Genomic DNA, 19,683 nt, shown 5'->3' on the forward strand with positions numbered 1-19,683 from the left:
TTGCCCTGGGTGAATCGCCCTAGAGTTGGCCACCTACGATTAGCCCCACCACCAGCAAAGCCACCCGTAGCGCTGGCCCAAAGGCCAGTTTGGGAGCTAGGGTCGCGCGGTACAGTGCGTAGGCGGTCATGGCGGTGATGGCGGCTACGGCCAGCGACCACAGGGCTGGAAAAGCCCCAATCAGCAAATTTAGAGCCAGCCGTCCGATCACTCCACCGCCAAACCACAGCATGCTGTCTACCAGCGACAGCGATGCGCCTCGACCCTGATCAAAGACCCCTAGCGGCTGGCCAGAGGTGCGTTGGGTGGTCCGATGTCGCGTCGGTCTGGGCTTCACTCGCTGAGCCACATCGAGCGCCACACCCCACACCGTACGACCTAGCCGAGCTAGGAGCTGAGCAGGCTCGTGGCCCAAAGCCTCTACATCGCTCACCAAAGAATTCCAGACTCCTCGCAGCGGCGGAGAAGAAGGACCATAGCTACTGCGCAGCTGGTGCGCGAGCTGATGGGCTTGATGGCCCGCCACGGAGCGCGCTGGCGCTGGCGCGGCTAAATTGGGGGTAACGGTGCGGTACGCCAGCACAACGTTGCCCCAGCTATCGACCTCCGCTGCCGCAATCACAGCCCGTTGCGCATCGAGGTAAGGGGGCTCGATCGGCTGGCCCTGGGGGTTAACGGCAGGGTATACCTGGGCCAGATTGGTCTGAATGAGCTGCATCTCTGCGATCGCCCGCTCCTGCTCCGTTGAAATTTGATTGATTTTGGCGGCAATGCTGTTGAGCTGCTGAATGTAACTGCTGACCAGCACGGCGGATTCAGGCAGAGAGACATTCCCGTCGCCTCCCCCCGGCGCGGCCCGCCGCTGCAGCGTGTTGATGGCCGTCGCAACGTCTGCTTTGGGCCTCGTTCCCCCTAGCGGGCCAGAGTGAGGCTCGACCGGGGACGGCCCCCCGGCCCAATCAACCTGTACACTGGCCTCGTCTTGACCCAGGGCATTGACCCTGTGAATAAGTTTGGTTTGAATGCTCTGTAAATCCACCGTGCCGTACCCCTATAGAAGAGCAAACATGACTGTAAAGCGTTGCTAAAAGCTCTAAAACCCTAGGCCTAGAGCCCGACCCCAGGCGTTGATAGAGGAATTGCCTGAGTAAGTGGTACAAGTGTATCACGACTACGCCCAGTATGTACTAAAAATGTACCAATTTAGCAGGATGCCACTTCTGTGGTGTTTTCCCAAGCTTTGGTCTAAGTGCTGAAAATTGATCCTGGCAGGTGTGGTCGCTAACCTGCTGAACTTGCTTGTCACGTGGTAGCAGAGCTTTGATGCTACTGACCAGGGAAAGACTAGCCAAAGCCACAATGTGAAAACTATCCGCAGAAAAACGAGAACCCTTAAAAGACTCTGTAAGTTGGTGTCAGCCCTGTAGCGATAGTTCCAGAAGCACTTGTGAGCACCTTTAACCAGCAGTGATTCGTGATGCACTCTGGTGGCGGCACGATGTAAGTTCTCTGGCCCGGCCTAGTTGAGTGGTGCCTCTGTAGAAAAACAATTTCACCCGCGTGGCTTCGTGTAGATTCTCTGCCCTGCGCTCAGCTGAAGTAGGAGCAGGGCACACTACGCTTGCTGACCGCATCTGCCTGACTTCCTTCATGAGTAATTGCCATGGTTAAGGCCTACCACAAAGCCATGCGGCTTTCCCTTCCGCTTCCGGTGCCCGTTCGCCCCAGCTATGGCCCTCAGCTTGTTCCCAAAGCTCCCCAGGCAGTGGGGCAAAAATCTTGCCCTTACCACATCGTGATGGCCTGCTTTTTGGGCGGGCAGGTGCTAATGCGTGTGCTGCGGTATGGCGTAAATCGCCAGCGCACCCTTGAGCAAATGGTCGCCGCCGGGCCGCTAACCTTAACCCCGGTGCTGCTAACCAACGTCTTTGCCGGCATGATTTTTACCATTCAAACCGCTCGCGAACTGGAACGGTTTGGCGCTATTCATGCCCTAGGCGGAGCCTTTGCAATGGCCTTTTGCCGTGAGCTAGCGCCCATTCTTACCGCCGCTATCATGGCTGGACAGGTGGGTACGGCCTACGCTGCCGAAATTGGCTGCATGAAAGTGACCGACCAAATCGATGCCCTCAAGGTGTTGCGCACTGACCCCGTAGACTACCTGGTAGTGCCGCGAGTTGTTGCCTGCTGCATTATGCTGCCGGTGCTCACAGTGCTGGGGCTGGTGTTGGGTATTGTCGGTGGGGCCGGGGTAGCGTTCTTCTTTTATGAGATGCCTATGCACCAGTTTCTCGACTCGGTGCGATCGCTGATGGTGCTCAACGACCTGATTGCCGTTTTGATCAAGTCGGTGCTGTTTGGGGCAATTGTGGCGCTCGCGGGCTGCACCTGGGGGTTGACCACAACCTGCAGCCGTTCGGTAGGGCGAGCCGCTACCTCGGCTGTGGTCAATACCTGGGTGGGGCTATTCATTGTCGATTTCTTTCTGTCGCTGGTGCTGTTTGGTGGCGCGGGGGTAGCGCTGCACTGAGTTGCCTTTTAGGCAACGCCTGAATTGCAGAACGCTAAATGATTTGCACTCCTCCTGGGCTACTTTAAAGCTACTCTGACCCGGCTGGCAGCAGCTCAGTGCCGTAGTCAATATAGGTGGCATCGGGCATGAGGGTGCCCACCAGCAATGCTTCGCCGAGGTCGGCCCCGGCCAGGTCTGCCCCGCGCAGGTCGGCTCCCTGGAGGTTGGCATTACTGAGATTTGCCCCGCGCAGGTTGGCCCCTTTTAAGTTGGCTCCACGCAGGTCGCTGCCGGTTAGCACTGCTTCTTTGAGGCTAGCGCCCTGCAGATTGACGCCTACCAGCTTGGCACCGGCAAGCATAGCGCGATTGAGCTGAGCCCCAGATAAGTCGGCCAGAAAAAAGTCGGTGCCGATTAGGTTGGCCCAGTTAAGCTTGCTTTTACGTAGACAGCTGCGGGAAAACACCCCACCGGGCATGAACGCCCCCGCTAGGTTTTGGCCCTGAAGATTACAGTCGATAAACTCCACGAAGGGCATCTTGATACCCTCTAGGGAAAGGTTGCGCAGGTCAAGATGCTGAAACTGGATCTGGCCGCGGCTATAGCTTTGATGCAGTAGGTCGAGGGAATAACGGCTGGGGGTGGGCATGGACTGTTTGGATGGAGAGGGGTAGAAGCAGCGATCGCTGCTCTGCGATCGCTCTGGCACAGTAGTTCACAAATGCGCTCACCCCCGAGCTTTCAAACCCTTTGCCAACAGAGGGATTGGCGCACATTCCTTACTTTTGATCGTAGGGGTTTTAGGGGCCATTGCTATGGGCAAACGTTCAACATTTGTGTCTTTTGCAACAAATGGCTTAGTACATTTTGAGTGCTTCAGCCGCCGGTAATGCCGCTTTAGCGCTATCCAAGGGCTGTGCCTATCACTTCGACCAGGACGGCGCAATCAAATTTGACATTTTGTTACAATTGGTTTACATTGGTTTACATGAAGAAGGCTAGTTGCATCGCCCCGAGCATGTAGGTAAGGCTTTCGTTGGCAGCACGTTCTGCGGCCGATACCACCTTAAATTGGAGGTTTACTCATGACCACTCTATTGATCTCTCTCTTCGTTATCGGCTGGGTTGCCGCCGCTCTGATTGGTACTCAGGCCTATTTTCGTGGCGAGCAGACCAAACCCATCCACGAGCGCAACTGGCGCTCCGAGTCCTTTGACCAACTGGCTCAGTCGATCACCGGGCAGTCTGCTGATTTTGTCGATCGCGTCCCCGCTTACAGTGGCGATGCTTTTACCAGCAACTCTCTGTAGGCTGCTTGCTCGCAACGTCAGCACAGTTGCTAGAAGCAATTTTTAGGTTTCCCCTGTAGGCTCCTTCTCTCAACCGCTCCCCATACGGGAGCGGTTTCTTGTTCTAGGGGCTGTCATCCACAGCTGCCGATGGTCTCAGAATCAGCGGGTGCAGTTCCTAGCCTGTTGTTTGAATGAGGCGTGGCAACGCTGTTGAGGTAAAGATTGTCCTGAGAATTGATGGACGCGCCCTGGAGGCTGTCATCAATTAGCTGCTAAACGCCCAAAATCCAAGGTTTACAGCCCCTAGCCTGTTTTTGGGGTCGGACGTGGCAAGGCTTGATATATTCGGCTTTTGGCCATATATCCGGCTTTTGGCCACAATTGATGACACGCCCTAGGCTTCGCGCTCTACTACAATTACGTTCTCGGTCACCTGCTCAAAGGTGTCGTCATGACTAATGACAAACAGCTGCTGAAAGGTTTTGATGCGACCAATCGCCTCTGCCAGCCCCTGCCGACGGGGGCGATCCATATTGGTTGTAGGCTCGTCAAAAAAGGCAATATCGACGTCGGCTAGCACCTTGAGCAGCGCCAACCGCACCGCCAGGGCTGCGCACATCTGTTCTCCCCCCGACAGGTTGACAAAGCGCCGCTGGTTGGGGCCATCTTGCACCAAAATTTCGTAGTCGCGGCTCCACTCTAGCGCTACGTTGGGGCGGTTGAGCAAGTCGCGAAACAACCTGTCGGCCTGCTGAGAAACGCTGCGCACGTACTGCTCGGTGATGCGGGGGCCTGCTTCGTTGTAGGCCTTGCGGGCAAAAGTAATAAATCGTTTGGCCTTTTCTCGGCTCTGCAGCTGCCGCTTGGCCGTGTCGCGTCGCTGGGCCAGGGCTTGCAGGGCGGCAATCTGTTGGTTGAGGTCGGCTAAACGCTGCTGCTGCTGGGGCAGGCTGCCCGCGAGCTGATCGGCTTCCGATTTTACGGTGCTGTAGGTGGTTTCGAGGGTGGCTGCTGCTTCAGGATTGAAGCTGGCCAGGGCGGTTTGGTAAGTGTTCTCTAGCTCGGCCTGCTGCTGCTGTACCTGAGATAAGTCGGCCTCGGCGGCGGCTAGCTCGGCTTTGAGCTCGGGATGCTGATTAGCCAGCTGCTGGTTTTGTAGGTAGATGCTGTAGCCGGTCTGGTATTGGGCGCGATCGCTCTGCGCCTGACTTAAGCGCTGGTCGAGGTCCGCAAAGCCCTCCAGCTGGGCGCTCAGCGTTTGCATGCGCTGGTTGAGGTCTTCTAGGGCCAGGGATTGAGCGGCATGAGCCTGTTCTACTCGGGCTTTGTCTTGCAGCGTACGCTCTAAAATTTGGCTTTTTTCACGGGGGCGACCCAGGGCACTGAGGTCACTGTCTATGGCAGCCAGGTCAGCGTCTACGGTAGCCTGGTCGGCTAACTGCTGAGTGAGGGCATCTTGCTGGTGCAACAGGTCTGCCTGCGATCGCTGAATGTGCTCAATCTGACTTTGAATGCTGCCCAGCTGAGCTAATTCGGCCTGCCAACCGTAGCGCTGCTTGAGATCGGTTTCTACCGTTTTAAGCGATGTTTTGAGGGCGGTTTCGTCGGTTTGGTCGGCCAGGTCGCGCAGAATGACCTCCAGCGCTGTTACCAGAGAGTCGTGCAGGGCTGCAGTACCCTGCAACGCCTGCTCTAATCGCTCTAGGGTTTCGCCTGAGAGCAACGGCAGGCTGTGGGCCAGAATCGCTAAATCGTTAAGCACAGCCTTGATCTCGGCCTGCTGGGTTTGGCCCTGGCGCTGGCTGGCGGCAACCAGGGCGCTAATTTCGGCCTCAAACTGGCGAGCTGCGGCCATTCGGCTTAGCTGCTGCTGCAGGCGATCGCGCTGATCTTCAAGCGGGGCGATCGCCTCTACTTCGGGCTGCAGTGTGGTCAGGCGATCGCGAGTTTGCCCGGCTTGCGTGAGCTGCTGGCTGAGTTGGTCATACTGGGTCTGTAGCTGCTGGCGCTGCAACTGCCACCGCTGCTGCTGCTCTAGCTGCTGCTGAAGCCCCTGGCGACGGGCTTCTAGCTCGGCCTGCACCGCAATTTGGGGCTGTAGCAGGGCCAACTCTCGCTCGGTAGCCGCAAACGACTCAAGCTGAGCTTGCCAACGGGCCAGCTCCACCTGTTTTTGGGCCTGGGTCTTTTGCAGCGTTTGGCACTCGGTCTGCAGACTCTGCCGCTGCCGCTGCTCCTGAGCCAGCGCCTGTAGGGTCTGCTCGACAGTTTGGTAACCCTCGTAGGCGGCTCGATGGGCCTGACATAGGGCGATCGCTTGCTCAGCCTGCTGCATCGACTGCTGCAACCGAACCAGGCTGGCCTGCTTGGCCTCTTGCTGGTGCAATAGCCCCTGGCGCTGGTTGACCAGGGTTTGAACCTGCTGGGCCTGGGCCTTGAGGCTATCCCGCTGCGTTTGCAGTGTTTTTAAAGTGGCGCTCAGCGTTTCTAGCCGCTGTTTGTTGGTGGTCATGTCCTGCTGGAGGGTCTGCTGCCGCTGGTGCAAGTCATCCCAGGCGGCTAGAGCGTCCTCGTACTGAGCAATTTCGGCCTTAGTCGCCTCGACCTGGTCTTCGGCATAGCGGCGCAGGGCGTTCATTTGCTTGAAGGCCAGCTTGTAGTCTTCGACCTTGAGAATGGCATCGAATACGGCTTTGCGGTGCTCGGCGGGCTGCAAAAAATCGGCGGTAAAAGTACCCTGAGGCACTCCCAGAGTGCGGGCAAAGAGCTGGGGCAAGTTAGCAGTAGGCCCTACCCCAAGGTGCTGGCGCAGCCAGGGCAACACCTCGTCTTTGATGCGGGTGTAGGGCAGGCGCTCGTTCAGCTGAGGGTCAAACAGGGCGTAGCCCCGCTGGGTGCAGCGCTGCACCTGGTAGGTACGGCTGTCGTAGTTAGAGGTAAAGGCAACCGTTACCTGCGCGCTGCCGCTGCCGTTGCGAATCAGGTCTTCTTTTGCGTAGTCGCCCTGGTAGTTGAAGAGCACCCAGGCGATCGCCTCTAAAATGCTGGTTTTGCCAGCCCCATTTTCGCCGCAGATGGCGTTGGTACCGGGCTGAAACTCGAAGTAGCGATCGCGGTGGGTCTTAAAGTTTTGCAGCGCCACCGACAAAATTTGCATACCCCGTTCCATCGCTTGCTTGAGCCACGAAGACTAGGATAGCTTTCTTTCTCAGGGCTGGGGCCAGAGCAACGGTTCAGGGCTACGGTTCGCTTTGGTGCAAAGAGATTGGCATGCTATTGGTGATGGGCGGCGGTGGAGGTAAAGCATACCGGCTCGGTCGCACCACTGGTACACCAAATTTGAATTACCACCGATGGGTCGTGGGGAGAAACCCACCACGCCTCCAGTTGAACCACCTGATTAGCCGAGGGCAGGTTAGCGGCTTGAGCCGGAGCGGCGTTTGAGGTGGGGCTGCTGTTTACCAACCCGTTAGCAGATCGTTTTAGGGTGGCCTGAAGCTGGGGAGCAGCCTGAAGCTGCGCCTGGGGCGGCGGGCTCGATAGCGTTGAGGCAAGAGCCAGCACGTCGGTGCGCACTATGCCTGCCTGGGGCGACCCGAGGGCGGGGGTGTCTTCTTTTTCTGGAGACGGCGCGGCCAGGGTAAACGACGGCCTGACGTCGCTGATAGCAGAGGGAGGCGCTTTAGCCAGGACTAGCTCGGCCCCCGGCTGGGTCATGTAGCTGTGGGCGTAGGCTGTCAGCATGCCTGTGGCCATACTGAGGGGAATGAGCAGACGCACCAGATGGCGCTGACGGCAGCAGCGCTTAGCGTAGCGATCGCAGGCCTCTAGGTAGCCGTGGGCCAGCACCGAGAGCTGCTCACCGTGCGCCTGCCTAAAGCCCTTGGCCTCGCCAAGACGAGTTTCAGGCAAAAAATAGTCGGGATGGTTGGGCTGCCGCTGGTGGTGCCACTCCTGAGCCGCCGCTTCAATCGCCCGCTGCTGGCGCACTATCGGCCCAAGGCTCTGCAACCACTGCTGCAGCAGTGGCCAATTGCGGATCAGCGCCTCGTGGGCAATGTCAAAGCAGGCATCGTTAGGGGCAGCTAAGCCATTTGGCCCATTATCGCTGGCTGCTGGTGCCAGCGATGACGGGGAATTCACGGGCCATGAAAGCGAGGATGGTTCGGCGGGCAGCGAGCTAGACGGCGACCAGCCCGGTACGGCGATCGCCGCCTGTTCAGCGCCCAGCCCCTCTACCTTGTGGTCTTGGGCCACCACGAGGCGAGCCGCCAGCAGCTTTTCTAGGGTGGCCACCACGGCGGCTTCGGGCATAGCGGCGGTAACAAGCTCGCTTAGCGATACCGAACGGCGGGTGGCGGCAGCGCCATCGCCCGGGTCACAGAGGCTCAAAAAAACGCGCTGGGCGATCGCTTGCTCAGCGGCCGACAGACTTTGGTAGAGGCTATCGGCCCGCTGGTTGAGCAGTTGGCGAACGCCGCCCATTTCCACGTAGGCGGCGAGGGTTAGGCGGGGCGGCTCTGAGTCGTTGGGGGTATGCTCGCGCCGCAGCCACAGTTCCTTCAAAATTATTTGCAGCAGCGCCAGGTCGGCGGGGGCGCTGACCATGTCGAGCAGTAGGGTGTACACAAGGTTGGCGTCGTAGCGCAGCCCGGTTTTCTCTAGAGGGCCAACAATGGTTGCCTTGAGCTGGTTGTAGGTCATTGTCGGCACCGTCAGGCGGTGGGCCGCAACGAGGGCTTGAAACGTCGGCACATCGGCCAGGTCTGCCAAACGGTGGGACTGCAGCCCCAGCACCAGGTGCAGAGGCAGGTGCTCCTGCTCGATGGCGGCAGTCAAGCCGTCGATGATCAGGCGGCGATCGCGATCTGAGCAGGCACCAGGGGTAAGCAGAACCTCAAACTGGTCGAGCACCAGCACCAGCTGGTGACCAGGGCCACGCTCGCTCACCACGGCCTGCACTAGCTGGCCAAACCCGGCTGCCCCCTGCTGCAAAAACGACTCGGCTCGGCGCAACTGCTCGGCCCGCCGCAGACCCGTCACCTCAGGATCTACAAACAGTTCTGCCAGACTGGCCAGGGGTGAAGCCTTGAGGGCCGTGTAGCGCACGTCCCAAGCTGTTTCGTCGGCACAGCGGGACAGCTGGGGCATGAGCCCGGCCTGCAGCAGCGAGGTTTTGCCTACCCCCGAAGCCCCCATCAACACGCACAGCCGTGACGACCGCACCCGGTTGAGCAGGGTTTGCCCAATGTCGTCGCGGCCAAAAAAGAGATCGCTGTGGGCCGACTCAAAGGGAGCCGCCCCCGGGAACGGGCAAAACCCATAGCGCAGCTTTTGCAGGCGCTCTAGCAGCGGCGGCTGAGTCTCTCGAGCGGGGGCGCTGAGACCCGCCAGGCGAGTTAGCACAATTTCGCTGCCAGAGCTTTCAAACAAGGGCTGCTGCAGCTCACCCTTAAGCTCGCGATTGACCACATCGGTGAGGGAGTGGCCATTGACAATGCCGCCCTTGACTTTGTACGGGTTGAGCCCAGACAGCAGCGCCTGAGTGAAGACGCTGTGGTTGCTGCCCAGCGCTTCGTAGGCGGCCTCATACTCTCGGGCGGCTGCCATAAACAGGCGATCGGTGCCTGCCCTGGCACCAGGGTCGGCCTCTAGCATGTTAAAAAACTCGCCGCTGTTGCAGCAGTCGAGCAAAATAACCCGCTGACGCACGGGGCTCTCTTGCAGCAGCCGTCGCAGCCAGTGCAGCGACAGCCCGTAGTGCCCAGCTTCTGGGTTGGCGTCGCTGGTAGCCAAATAGCCTTCCTGAATGCCCGCCTGACGCTGAAGACCGTGGCCAGAATAGTAGAATATAGCGGTTTGGGGAATGGTTTTGCCGGCGGGTTTAAACAGTTTAATTAGGGCTTCTTCCAGTACAGAAGTAGTCACCATACTGCGCTGACTCACCGCGGGCTTTTGGTGAATAATGGCCTCTGGAAGCCGCGTTACGCGGCATTCTCCAAAGCTTTCTAAACATCGCGCTACCGACTCGGCATCCTGGGCCGGAGCCTGAAGTTCAGGCAGGTGGTGATAAGTATTAATTCCGACAACAAGCGCATCCCGTGACATTTTTCCTCACACCCTGAGTTGGCGTTTTGTAAAACCTAGCTGGTGGACTAATTGCAGTGAAGACATCGCAAAAATAGTCGTTATTTAAGCAGGGTTTTTGGTGGCTAGGTAGCGAGAAATTGCGATAGACAACCCCTCGAACCGAGCGCTTACACCTTAGTGAGTTAAGTTTAGCGAAGTGCCAAAAATCTTTTAAGAGGGGTTTGACCCCTAAGTAAAAGAGACTCTAAAAAACCATTTATTTAAATTGAAATATATCCGTATAATCACGCGCTCATTCGAAGCTGAGGTCGGTGAACCTGCGATCGCAACCGAGAAAGCCGCAGAAATACAGCTTTGTTTTAGAGAAGAACGGCTAAATAAGGGCAGAAAACAGTGGTATTACGGAAGTAATTCTGTACCTCCGCAATCTGGCCCAAGCCAGCAAATTGTCCTTAATGTTTGTCTGACTATCCAGTGGTTACCCGCGTATTGGTCAGGATAAAGGCTAACCAACTGTTCTAAAAAGAGCTGGTTTTGCGGTGGAGCGATCGCCCTTTCCGGTGGCAGTAAGCCGCGATTTTTGACATAACTGCGCTACAGATAGTTTGATATAGGTGAACCTGGCTCCACATTTAGCTCCGGGTTGGGGAGGTAGCCTGTGGTTTCGAGCGCAAAGCGACGCCCAGTTAGCGGCAGCATTGCTCAGCGTTGCCGTTTTGGCTTGAGAATAGGAGCACTGGTAGGCTCTGTGCTGGTGGGGAACCTGGCTTTAGCCGCTGTGCCGCTATCCGTGCCCCTGGGGTGGTCGAGGGCAGGCGATCGCTTGGTAACGGTGTGTCAGTTCGCCGACTTTGCCGCTGCGGTTGCCTTTGTGGAGCGCCTGGTCGAACCGGCTGACCGGCTGGGGCATCATCCTGAGGTGGCGATCGCCTACAATCGCCTAACCCTGAGCCTGACTACCCACGATGCTGGTGGCATAACCGACCTAGATTTTGCCCTGGCCCGCGAAATCACTGCTCTGCAGGATGGGCAATGTCAACCTCCTTCCCCACCGTCAGCCCTATGACTTAGCCACCTCCTAATCAGGGGATGTAGATTGCCGCTGGCACTATTGGAAATGGCGCTGCTGGCGGGCCTCAGGCCGCTGAGGAGCTAATGGCTCAGGCCCAGTTGCCGGGCCAGGTGGTGACCAAAAAGACGATCAGGCTAATTAGGGCGAGTACCCCCTGCAAAATGTTGCCCACCAGCGTGCCCACCACAATCGCCAGGCCTACTTTGGCCGACTGCTTAACGCGCTGAAGCAGCTTAAGCTCGCGGCGGTGCAAAAATTCGCCAACAAACGCTCCCAATACGGTACCGACCAGCAGTCCAAGTAGTGGAATGCCTGTCGGCAAGAGGGGAAGCAGACCAAACAGACCCAAAAACATGCCGATAAAAGCGCCGATTTGGCCCCAGTTGCTGGCCCCAACTCGCTGCGCCCCCAGCACCCCGGCCAGGTAGTCGATGGCAATGCTAAGGACGAGGGCTGCGATCGCCACCCCCAAAGCCCACTTGAGCCCGACAAACCCTGCCACCAGCCCCCACACCACAATGGCCCCCACAATTAGCGTAATGCCGGGCAGGGCGGGTACAACGGCCCCAACCACGCCCACCGCCATGACCAGCACCAGCAGCCAGTAGACGGCCAGATGCCAGACCGCTGGAGCATCAATGGCCGTGGGCACCTGGGCGGGCAGGCTGGCCAAACTGTGGGCGATCGTCACCAGGGAGCTGCTCACGGCGGCAGTGAGACTAGCTACCCACTGACTTACCTGCTGGTAACTTTGGGCAAGGCCGTGGGGTAGGGCGGGGGCAAACGCCGAGAAGGCAGTCATGCGAAAAAATCCTGGGAAGTACATGCTGTTACCCTGGGCCAAGGCCTTGGGCAAGATGGCAGGGAGTGATATTAGTCTAAAGCGGATCATAGCCAATCTATGGCCAAACCCAGGGCGGCGGCAGGTACGGCCATCCGGCTGCTTTGGGCTCGTTACGCTATATAGCCATTACCAGAACGGTTAGGGCATGACTTGTATCTCCCCAAGCGATGGCTGTATGCCATGGCACTGTCCCAGTTTTTGCCACTGGAAGAGGCCGATATCCTTAGTACGCTGGCCATCGCGCTATACATTCACGCTACTTGTAATAGCTATCAACGCTATGGGTGGGCGCGGTGGGGCAGAGGCGCTAAAGTTGGTAGGCTCTACCTGACCCGATGGCCCTTCAGGGCCGGTTTTGAACCATCGCTCCAGGAGCCTGACCTTTGTTACCCAAGTCTTTACTGCCCAGGCTGTCTGGGTTTAACCCCCCTGCCCCGCTTCTGGTGATTGCTGCGATCGCCTCGACTCAGCTCGGCTCAACCCTGGCCAAAAGTTTGTTTGGTCAGGTGGGGCCGTTGGGAATGGTGCTGCTGCGGGTGGGGCTGTCGGCCCTGGTGCTGGTCGCCTGGTGCCGCCCGCGCTGGCGGGGGCATTCCCTTCGCGACTACCGCTTGCTAGTTAGCTTTGGACTATCGCTGGCGGTAATGAATGCGCTGTTCTACTGCGCGATCGCCCGCATTCCCATCGGTGTTGCCGTAGCGCTGGAGTTTTCGGGGCCGCTGACCGTGGCGCTGCTGCACTCGCGGCGCTGGCTCGATGGGCTTTGGGTTGCCCTGGCGGCGGTGGGCATTGTGCTGCTGTCGCCCCTCAATACCCCTGCCCTGGATGGAGCGGGAGTTGTGATGGCGCTGCTGGCCGGGGTGGCGTGGGGGGCCTACATTATGCTGTCGGCCCGCATGGGGCAGGCCTTTCGCGGCGGCGAGGGATTGGCCCTGTCGATGGTTGTCGGGGCACTGCTGCTGCTGCCCGTGGGGGTGCTGGCAGACGGCAGGACGCTGCTGTCGCCGCAGATCCTGCTGCTGGGCCTGGGCGTGGCGCTGCTGGCTTCGACCCTGCCCTACTCCTTAGAAATGATCGCTCTGCGGCGTATGCCGGTGAACGTGTTTGGGGTGTTAATGAGTTTAGAACCTGCGATCGCCGCCCTGCTCAGCTTTTTGTGGCTGGGCGAAACCCTTACTCTGTCCATGGTTGGCGCGATCGGCCTGGTGATGATCGCCGCCGCCGGAATATCGCTATGCCAACCCGCCGTCAAGGCCGTCTGAGACTGGTACCCTCAACCCATTGCACCCCCCATCAATTGCAAAGAAAGCCCGTAGTGGAGAGAAACCACCTGCATTCCGTGGAACACTATTGCTACACAGGGAATGCATTCTAACGTCGGCCATGAGTCTTTGTATTAACCCAGGTTGCCGTCAGCCCAACCATCCCGATAACGGAGGCAGCCCTACCTGCATCGTCTGTGGGTCAGACCTGGTACTTCAGGGCCGCTACCGGGTCATGCGCTTAATCAGCAGCGACAGTGGCTTTGGCCGCGTGTACGAAGCCTACGAGCGCAACGTGCCTAAAATTCTCAAGGTGCTCAAGGAAAGCTACAACACCAATGACAAGGTGGTTGAGCTGTTTCGCCGCGAAGCCCAGGTGCTTAGCCAGCTCAACCATCCTGGGGTACCTCGCATAGAGCCTGAGGGCTACTTTCTCTACTGTCCAGCGGGCAGCTCAGCAGATAGCCCAGTAAAGCTCACTGAGCCCTTGCACTGCCTCATTATGGAGAAAATCGAAGGCCCGAATCTCAAGCAGTGGATGGTGCAGCAGGGCAACCACCCCATCAGTGAAAAGCAGGCCATGCTGTGGCTCACCCAGCTTACCGATGTGCTGGATCTGGTGCATCAGCACAACTATTTTCACCGCGACATTAAGCCCGAAAACATTATGCTGCGCCCCTCTGGGCAGCTGGTGCTGGTCGACTTTGGGGCCGCCCGCGAGATGACCCAGACCTATATGGCCAACCTGGGCGACAGCGGCATTACGACCGTGAGTTCGGCGGGCTATACGCCACCGGAGCAGGAGCAGGGCCAGGCGGTGCCCCAGTCTGACTTCTATGCCCTGGGGCGCACGCTCATCTATTTGATGACCGCCAAGCTGCCCAACGATACGACTATCTACAACTCGCGCACCAATGCTTTTGTGTGGCGACCCCTGGCTCCCCAAATCTCGGCTCCCCTAGCCGATTTGATCGACGAGCTGATTGCCCCAGCGGCGGCTCAGCGCCCTCAAAGCACGGCGCAGATCTTGGAGCGGTTGGCCCAGGTGCGATGGTCAAAGACCGGCTCCTTGGGGCCATTGCGCCAGGTTTCTGGTCTACCCCAATCGGTTGGGGCTCGCTCAATTGGGGACGTGGCCCCCGCCACCTGGCCCATGACCACCCTCAATCCCCACGAGGCCAAGACCCTATCTGAGCCCTCGCACAGCTTTTTGCCCCCCTGGCTCGACCAGCGTCCCTGGCTGTTGGCGGGGTTGACTGGGCTGGCCCTAGCGGTGCCCCTGGGCTGGTATGCACTGACGCGAAACACCAGCAATCCAATTTCGCAGGTTGAGGCCGTCGAAAATTTGCCCCAGAGGTTGGTGCGGTCTTTGGGTACGCTGTCGGGGCACGAAGCCGATGTGCTAGATATGCTGCTGCTCAAGGACGGCCAAACCCTGGTCACGGCCAGCGCCGATCAAACCGTGCGCTTCTGGAATTTGGCCGAAAAACAGGCGTTGCGAACCCTCAGCGAACATACCAACACGGTCAAAGCCCTGGCGATGACCACCGATCAGGAAATTTTGATCACCGCTGGGGACGATCGCACCATTCGATTCTGGAACATGGCCGATGGCGAACTCCTCGTTACCCTGTCAAACGCTCATACGGTACCGATCAACGCCCTAGAGGTCAGCAACAACGGCAAAACGTTGGCCAGTGCCGATAGCGACGGCACGATTTTTATGTGGAATTTAGTCGCTCCCGATGGTCGCATTGACCCTCAGCACCTGGTGACTGCAGGGTCTAGCCACACCCTACAAGCCGATGGCACTGTAAATGACTTACGCTTTACCCGCGACGACAGCTACTTAGTCAGCGGCGGCAAAAGCCTGCACGTATGGACCATGGATGACCTAGATCAGCCTATTACCTTAACTGGTCACGAACCGCTGACGTTTATTAACCGGCTGGCAATCAGCGACGATGGCCGTACTCTAGTTACCGCCTCGAGCGACAAAACCGTGCGCCTCTGGAATCTGGCTGACAAGACCCACCACGCTACGCTCACCGGCCACCAGAGCTACGTTAACGATCTCAGAGTAGAAGGCCCGCTGCTGTGGAGCGCCGACGCCGACCAGCGCATTTTGGTGTGGAATATGGATCAAGCGGCCTATGTCGAAACCATCACCGGGTTTAACACCGACATTTGGCGCTTTGCGGTGCAGCCAAATGGGTATATCGTCACCATTGGTGGTACTGAGCACACGCTGGGGCTGTGGGCGCTAGAGGAACAGGCCGAACCGTAAAGTGAGGTAGGCCACGAGAGCGCGGTGCTCAGGCGGCGGCCAGTACCTTGCGGTGGTGAATATCGAAGCGATCGCCGTGGGCCAGCAGGTGCAGCTGTAGCCCGTGAATGCTGAGCGGATCGGCGGCAGAAATATCGGGCTCGTTGGTGTGGGTCATATCGCCGGGGTCGACCACGGCAATCACCCCTTTGCCAATGACTCTAAAGCTGCCGTCGCCCTCAAACAGAGCGCAGGTGTCTTCGTCAATGCCCAGGCCCAGGCGGTTGGGCTGCATGGCCATCGCGCTCATCAGCCGGGCCATGCGGTTGCGGTTGTGGAAGTGCTGATCGACGATCACCTCGGGCACAAACCCCAGGCCGATGGCCATATCCACCAGCGATCGGTTGGGCGACTCGCCGCTGCCGCCGCCAGCGATCATGTGGTGGCCCATAACGGCAGCCCCGGCGCTGGTGCCAGCCAGGGTAATTTCGCCCAGCTGGGCTCGCTGGCGCACCAGATCAATTAACGGGGTGTCGGCCAGCAGCCCGCACAGCCGCACCTGGTCGCCGCCGGTAATAAACACTCCGGTACAGGGTTCGACCACGGTTTTCCAGCTGGGGTCTTCGCCCTGGGCGCGATCGCGGATGTCCATCACCACCGTCTCTGGGGCACCCATATCGGCAAAAATTTGCTGATACCGGGCTGATATCGCCACCGGGTCCCGCGAAGCGCAGGGGATGATCCCGATGGTCGCCGCTGTCCCCCCAGACCGCTCGAAAAAGGTGTGCAGAATTTCTTTACCGTGAACTTTATCTTCTGCGCCGCCAATGGCCAGAATAGCGTGGTGCTTAACGGGAGACATGGGCCGCTCAACAAAGGGACGAGAATTGCTACCTAGACTCGATTACTGCATGATAGAGAGCGTTATATACCAAGTCCAGCTTGAGATCTGTAGTTTGTCTACAAATTAGGACTCCACTTCTGGATTTGGATGACGTTGATCCAACCCATCAGGTCGTAAGGCCGCAGCAGTCTAGGCTATGACAACTGGCATCCCCGGGGCTTCCCAGCTGAGAATAGACGTTGTCAGCCTGTTTCCAGACTTTTTTACATCTCCCCTGGAGTCAGGGCTGATTGGTAAAGCCCTGGCGCGCCAAATTGCAGAAATTCATCTTACCAACCCAAGGGACTTTACAACGGACAAGCACCACCGGGTAGACGATGAACCCTACGGCGGCGGCGTGGGCATGTTGATGAAGCCCGACCCCATTTTTGCGGCGGTCGAGTCGCTGCCGGTGCTTCCCCAGCGCGAGGTAATTTTGCTCACCCCCCAGGGTGAAGCCATGACCCAAGATCTGTTTCGTCACCTGGTCACCCGCGATCAGCTGGTGCTGATCTGCGGCCACTACGAAGGGGTCGACGAGCGCGTCAGCCACCTGCTGACGCAGGAGGTTTCGCTGGGCGACTTTGTGCTGACCTGCGGCGAAATTCCGGCCCTGGCGCTGATCAACGGCGTGGTGCGACTGCTGCCCGGTACCGTGGGCAAAACCGACTCGCTGCGCTACGAAAGCTTTGAGACGCCGCTGCTCGATTACCCACAGTACACGCGCCCCGCAACCTTTCGCGGTTGGGAGGTGCCGGAGGTGCTGCGATCGGGCAACCACGAGGCGATCGCCCAGTGGCGCAAGCAGCAGCAGATCGAGCGCACGCGGCAGCGGCGGCCCGATCTGTATGAGCGATGGTTGGAGGAGGAGCGTGAGGAGTAGATGGGTGGATGGGTAGGCGGGTGGATGGGACAAGGCGTAGGGTGCATAACGCTGGGGTGAGGCTCCGCCAATGCGAAGCAATGCACCGTTGAGGAAAACTTATCTATTCAAATAATTTAGGAAATAGGGACGAGAAACTATGGGGATCAGAATTGGTAATGGCTATGACATTCATCGGCTGGTGGAGGGGCGATCGCTGATTTTGGGCGGCGTCACCATTCCGCACCACCTGGGGCTCGATGGCCACAGCGATGCCGATGTGCTGACCCACGCGATTATGGATGCGCTGCTGGGGGCGCTGAGCTTGGGGGATATTGGCCTGTACTTTCCGCCGGGGGATCCAGAGTGGGCGGGGGCCGACAGCCTGAAGCTGCTGGCCCAGGTCAACGCCATGGTGCAGGAGCGGGGCTGGCAGGTGAGCAACATTGACTCGGTGGTAGTGGCCGAGCAGCCCAAGCTCAAGCCCCACATCGAAGCGATGCGATCGCGCCTGGCCGAAAAACTGGGCCTCGCCCCCGACCAGGTGGGGGTCAAAGCAACGACCAACGAAAAACTGGGGCCGGTGGGTCGTCAGGAGGGCATTGCGGCCTACGCAGTAGCCCTGCTAACAACCGGAGCGTAGGGATACTTTGGGCGGGCGTCTGGCCGAGCAGCGGCCAAGGCAAGTTTGCTCGGCCAGGAACTTTTCCGGATTCCAGGGGTCAAATCACTTTGTAAAATCTTTACGTGCTAGTACTGAGGCAGTGTGAACTTGATCTGAATAAGCTCTGCAACGGTTGTAAAAGATACTTAATCTTACTGAGAAACCCGTAAAGTACTTTATAATATCTTCAAGTTTGCCGAGGGCACAGAGCAAACTTAATGGTATTACCTTTGCATCTACTGCTGAGCGTTGATTCAGATCTTGCCTTAAGGCGAATCCATAGCGGGTTCATCGCTGTAGGTGCTGGTTTTTGTCCCAGAGGCAGAGGGGTAAGGCTCAGATGGCTAACATCGCACAATCACTCGTAGCAACGGGCCACACTATTCGTGGGGTTTGCTACGCCAGACCCGACTACATTAGTCAGGCGATCGCTGGGCTGTCGGCTATTCCCCCAGAGCGGGTGGGGCCTAGTGGCGAGTACGACTACTACGGGCTGGTCAAGCGCATTCAGATCAAGTTTTGCGATCGCGTGGGCCGGTCTGCCGTCAGGCAGCTGACGGTCAAGCAGCGTGGGTCGGCGGTTATTCTCAGCGGTCAGGTAGATACGCTCGATCTGCTCGACCAGCTGGTTGAACTCGCCCTGCACACCGAAGGGGCCACCCACGTGGAAGTGCACGATGTGCAGGTCAGCAGTTTAGAGCTATCCCAGCCAATCAAGGTGGCTTAGACCACGGGCTTTGTGCTGTCGTTGGTTGCCAGGCGCAGGGCAGACAGGGCCAAAATGACTAAAAACAGCGCCAACCCCAGGGTACAGGCGTAGCTAATTTCGAGCTTTTGAAAGGCCTGCTCGTAGATGTAGTAGACCACAGTTTTTGAGCTGCTGCGCGGTCCCCCCTGAGTCATGATGTAGACTTCCTCAAAAACTTTGGTGGCGGCGATCGCAGAAATCACCCCCACCAGCACCAGGTAGGGGCGCATCAGCGGCAGCGTAATATCCCAGTGGCGTCGCCACCCGTCGGAGCCATCCAGCGCCGCCGCCTCGTAGAGGTCCTGGGGAATGCCCTGGAGCCCCGCCAAATAGATCACCATGTAGTAGCCCAGCCCCTTCCACACCGTCACGGCCATCACGCTAAACAGCGCCAGGGCCGGGCTAGTCAGCCAGGGAATACCGTTTTCGGTCAGCCCAGCCGATTTGAGCACCTGGTTAAATAGGCCCGTCTCAGCGTAGAGCCAGCGCCAGGCAATGCCCGCCACCACCATCGACACCACTACAGGCGAGTAGTACGCTACCCGCAGCCAGTGAATACCCCTGAGCTGCCGATTGACCAAAATCGCCAGCCCCAGCGGCGCAAAGGTCAAAATCGGCACCACCCCAGCTAAGTACACCAGCGTATTGCGCACCGTTTGCCAAAAAATGGGATCGCCTGCCAGTCGGCGCAGATTGGCGGTGCCCACCCAGGTCGGGGCCGCCGTCAGATCGACCCCAAAGGTAGTGAAGCTGAGGTAAAAGGCCCGCAGCGCCGGCCAAAATACCGAGATCCCCAGGGCCACCAGGGCGGGCAGCAAAAACAGGTACGGAATCACCCGTTGGGGAACTGTGGTACCCAGGGGCCAAATTTTGCTGAGAACCGGAGGCGGGGATGCGGTCATAGATTGCCGACAAAATGGAGGACGTGAGCTACTTACAGAATCCTACAACTGCAGCGGCTCGATTCCTCTAGCGGCGAACCTACTTGAAAAGTGTGTGAGGAAGCAGTGTTTTTACGGATTTAGATGGCTCTGGGGATCTGGGTTAATGGTTGTGAGAGCGTTTTATAGAGCAACTACTTTGTCATGCCGAACGGCATCTAGGGCGAAACGATACGTCAAGGCTCCCTCTACAACCCTCCTTAGCGACTTCCACTGAGCCACCTACCCTGTTTGTGGGAGGACACCA

The 19,683-nt window shown here is 58.4% G+C and carries 15 protein-coding genes; 8 read left to right on the plus strand and 7 right to left on the minus strand.

Going from position 1 to position 19,683, the window contains the following annotated elements; all coding sequences use genetic code 11:
• Window positions 1-19: 19 nt before the first annotated feature.
• Window positions 20-1,039, minus strand: a complete 1,020-nt coding sequence (locus IQ265_RS10785) for a hypothetical protein (protein WP_194053266.1) — start codon at window positions 1,037-1,039, stop codon at window positions 20-22.
• A gap of 624 nt (window positions 1,040-1,663) precedes the next feature.
• On the opposite strand from IQ265_RS10785, the gene IQ265_RS10790 reads away from it, so the two are divergent.
• A complete protein-coding gene (locus IQ265_RS10790) occupies window positions 1,664-2,530 on the plus strand; it encodes an MlaE family lipid ABC transporter permease subunit (RefSeq protein WP_228037788.1) in 867 nt (288 codons plus the stop codon).
• A gap of 70 nt (window positions 2,531-2,600) precedes the next feature.
• Here the strand turns inward: IQ265_RS10790 and IQ265_RS10795 are convergent, their stop codons facing one another.
• The gene (locus IQ265_RS10795) at window positions 2,601-3,221 is read right to left on the minus strand and encodes a pentapeptide repeat-containing protein (protein ID WP_347404944.1); all 621 of its coding nucleotides are present in this window, start codon (window positions 3,219-3,221) and stop codon (window positions 2,601-2,603) included.
• Window positions 3,222-3,597: 376 nt separating this feature from the next.
• Here IQ265_RS10795 and IQ265_RS10800 point away from each other — a divergent pair, with 376 nt between their 5' ends.
• The gene (locus tag IQ265_RS10800; protein WP_194053268.1) at window positions 3,598-3,822 is read left to right on the plus strand and encodes a hypothetical protein; all 225 of its coding nucleotides are present in this window, start codon (window positions 3,598-3,600) and stop codon (window positions 3,820-3,822) included.
• Between the two features lie 376 nt (window positions 3,823-4,198).
• Here IQ265_RS10800 and IQ265_RS10805 read toward each other — a convergent pair whose 3' ends face one another.
• Together IQ265_RS10805 and IQ265_RS10810 are read right to left on the minus strand one after the other, a co-directional pair.
• Window positions 4,199-6,961, minus strand: coding sequence for an SMC family ATPase (locus IQ265_RS10805; RefSeq protein WP_194053270.1), 2,763 nt, complete (start codon window positions 6,959-6,961; stop codon window positions 4,199-4,201).
• A gap of 116 nt (window positions 6,962-7,077) precedes the next feature.
• Window positions 7,078-9,912, minus strand: a complete 2,835-nt coding sequence (locus IQ265_RS10810) for a caspase family protein (RefSeq protein ID WP_194053279.1) — start codon at window positions 9,910-9,912, stop codon at window positions 7,078-7,080.
• A 640-nt stretch (window positions 9,913-10,552) separates the two neighbouring features.
• Here IQ265_RS10810 and IQ265_RS10815 point away from each other — a divergent pair.
• Window positions 10,553-10,960: a 4a-hydroxytetrahydrobiopterin dehydratase gene (locus tag IQ265_RS10815; RefSeq protein ID WP_347404945.1), complete on the plus strand. Its 408-nt coding sequence runs from the start codon at window positions 10,553-10,555 to the stop codon at window positions 10,958-10,960.
• 94 nt (window positions 10,961-11,054) lie between these two features.
• Here IQ265_RS10815 and IQ265_RS10820 read toward each other — a convergent pair whose 3' ends face one another.
• Window positions 11,055-11,768 (minus strand): DUF456 family protein, encoded by a 714-nt coding sequence (locus IQ265_RS10820; protein ID WP_228037789.1) that lies wholly within the window; start codon window positions 11,766-11,768, stop codon window positions 11,055-11,057.
• 425 nt (window positions 11,769-12,193) lie between these two features.
• Between IQ265_RS10820 and IQ265_RS10825 the strand changes: the two genes are divergently transcribed.
• Window positions 12,194-13,072, plus strand: coding sequence for an EamA family transporter (locus IQ265_RS10825; protein WP_194053281.1), 879 nt, complete (start codon window positions 12,194-12,196; stop codon window positions 13,070-13,072).
• A gap of 121 nt (window positions 13,073-13,193) precedes the next feature.
• Entirely contained in the window at window positions 13,194-15,359 is a 2,166-nt protein-coding gene (locus IQ265_RS10830; protein ID WP_194053283.1) for a serine/threonine-protein kinase, read from the plus strand.
• Between the two features lie 28 nt (window positions 15,360-15,387).
• Here the strand turns inward: IQ265_RS10830 and IQ265_RS10835 are convergent, their stop codons facing one another.
• Window positions 15,388-16,200 (minus strand): cyanophycinase, encoded by an 813-nt coding sequence (locus tag IQ265_RS10835; RefSeq protein WP_194053285.1) that lies wholly within the window; start codon window positions 16,198-16,200, stop codon window positions 15,388-15,390.
• A 178-nt stretch (window positions 16,201-16,378) separates the two neighbouring features.
• On the opposite strand from IQ265_RS10835, the gene trmD reads away from it, so the two are divergent.
• The 3 genes from trmD (at window position 16,379) to IQ265_RS10850 (ending at window position 18,474) form a co-directional block, all read left to right on the plus strand.
• Complete coding sequence (gene trmD, locus IQ265_RS10840; protein WP_228037790.1) at window positions 16,379-17,104, plus strand: tRNA (guanosine(37)-N1)-methyltransferase TrmD; 726 nt, start codon at window positions 16,379-16,381, stop codon at window positions 17,102-17,104.
• Window positions 17,105-17,243: 139 nt separating this feature from the next.
• A complete protein-coding gene (gene ispF, locus IQ265_RS10845) occupies window positions 17,244-17,726 on the plus strand; it encodes a 2-C-methyl-D-erythritol 2,4-cyclodiphosphate synthase (RefSeq protein ID WP_194053287.1) in 483 nt (160 codons plus the stop codon).
• 361 nt (window positions 17,727-18,087) lie between these two features.
• On the plus strand, window positions 18,088-18,474 hold the full coding sequence (locus IQ265_RS10850) for a hypothetical protein (RefSeq protein WP_194053289.1): 387 nt from the start codon (window positions 18,088-18,090) through the stop codon (window positions 18,472-18,474).
• Here IQ265_RS10850 and IQ265_RS10855 read toward each other — a convergent pair.
• Entirely contained in the window at window positions 18,471-19,397 is a 927-nt protein-coding gene (locus IQ265_RS10855; RefSeq protein ID WP_194053291.1) for a sugar ABC transporter permease, read from the minus strand. The genes IQ265_RS10850 and IQ265_RS10855 overlap by 4 nt on opposite strands.
• Window positions 19,398-19,683 lie beyond the last annotated feature (286 nt).

The sequence above is a fragment of the Nodosilinea sp. LEGE 06152 genome (assembly GCF_015207525.1).
GTDB lineage: Bacteria > Cyanobacteriota > Cyanobacteriia > Phormidesmidales > Phormidesmidaceae > Nodosilinea.

Coding starts and splice junctions, on each gene's coding strand:
- IQ265_RS10855 (WP_194053291.1), bottom strand. CDS start 19,397: ATGACCGCATCCCCGCCTCCGGTTCTCAGCAAAATTTGGCCCCTGGGT.
- IQ265_RS10810 (WP_194053279.1), bottom strand. CDS start 9,912: ATGTCACGGGATGCGCTTGTTGTCGGAATTAATACTTATCACCACCTG.
- IQ265_RS10850 (WP_194053289.1), top strand. CDS start 18,088: ATGGCTAACATCGCACAATCACTCGTAGCAACGGGCCACACTATTCGT.
- IQ265_RS10790 (WP_228037788.1), top strand. CDS start 1,664: ATGGTTAAGGCCTACCACAAAGCCATGCGGCTTTCCCTTCCGCTTCCG.
- IQ265_RS10800 (WP_194053268.1), top strand. CDS start 3,598: ATGACCACTCTATTGATCTCTCTCTTCGTTATCGGCTGGGTTGCCGCC.
- IQ265_RS10820 (WP_228037789.1), bottom strand. CDS start 11,768: ATGACTGCCTTCTCGGCGTTTGCCCCCGCCCTACCCCACGGCCTTGCC.
- IQ265_RS10835 (WP_194053285.1), bottom strand. CDS start 16,200: ATGTCTCCCGTTAAGCACCACGCTATTCTGGCCATTGGCGGCGCAGAA.
- IQ265_RS10830 (WP_194053283.1), top strand. CDS start 13,194: ATGAGTCTTTGTATTAACCCAGGTTGCCGTCAGCCCAACCATCCCGAT.
- ispF (WP_194053287.1), top strand. CDS start 17,244: ATGGGGATCAGAATTGGTAATGGCTATGACATTCATCGGCTGGTGGAG.
- IQ265_RS10805 (WP_194053270.1), bottom strand. CDS start 6,961: ATGCAAATTTTGTCGGTGGCGCTGCAAAACTTTAAGACCCACCGCGAT.
- trmD (WP_228037790.1), top strand. CDS start 16,379: ATGACAACTGGCATCCCCGGGGCTTCCCAGCTGAGAATAGACGTTGTC.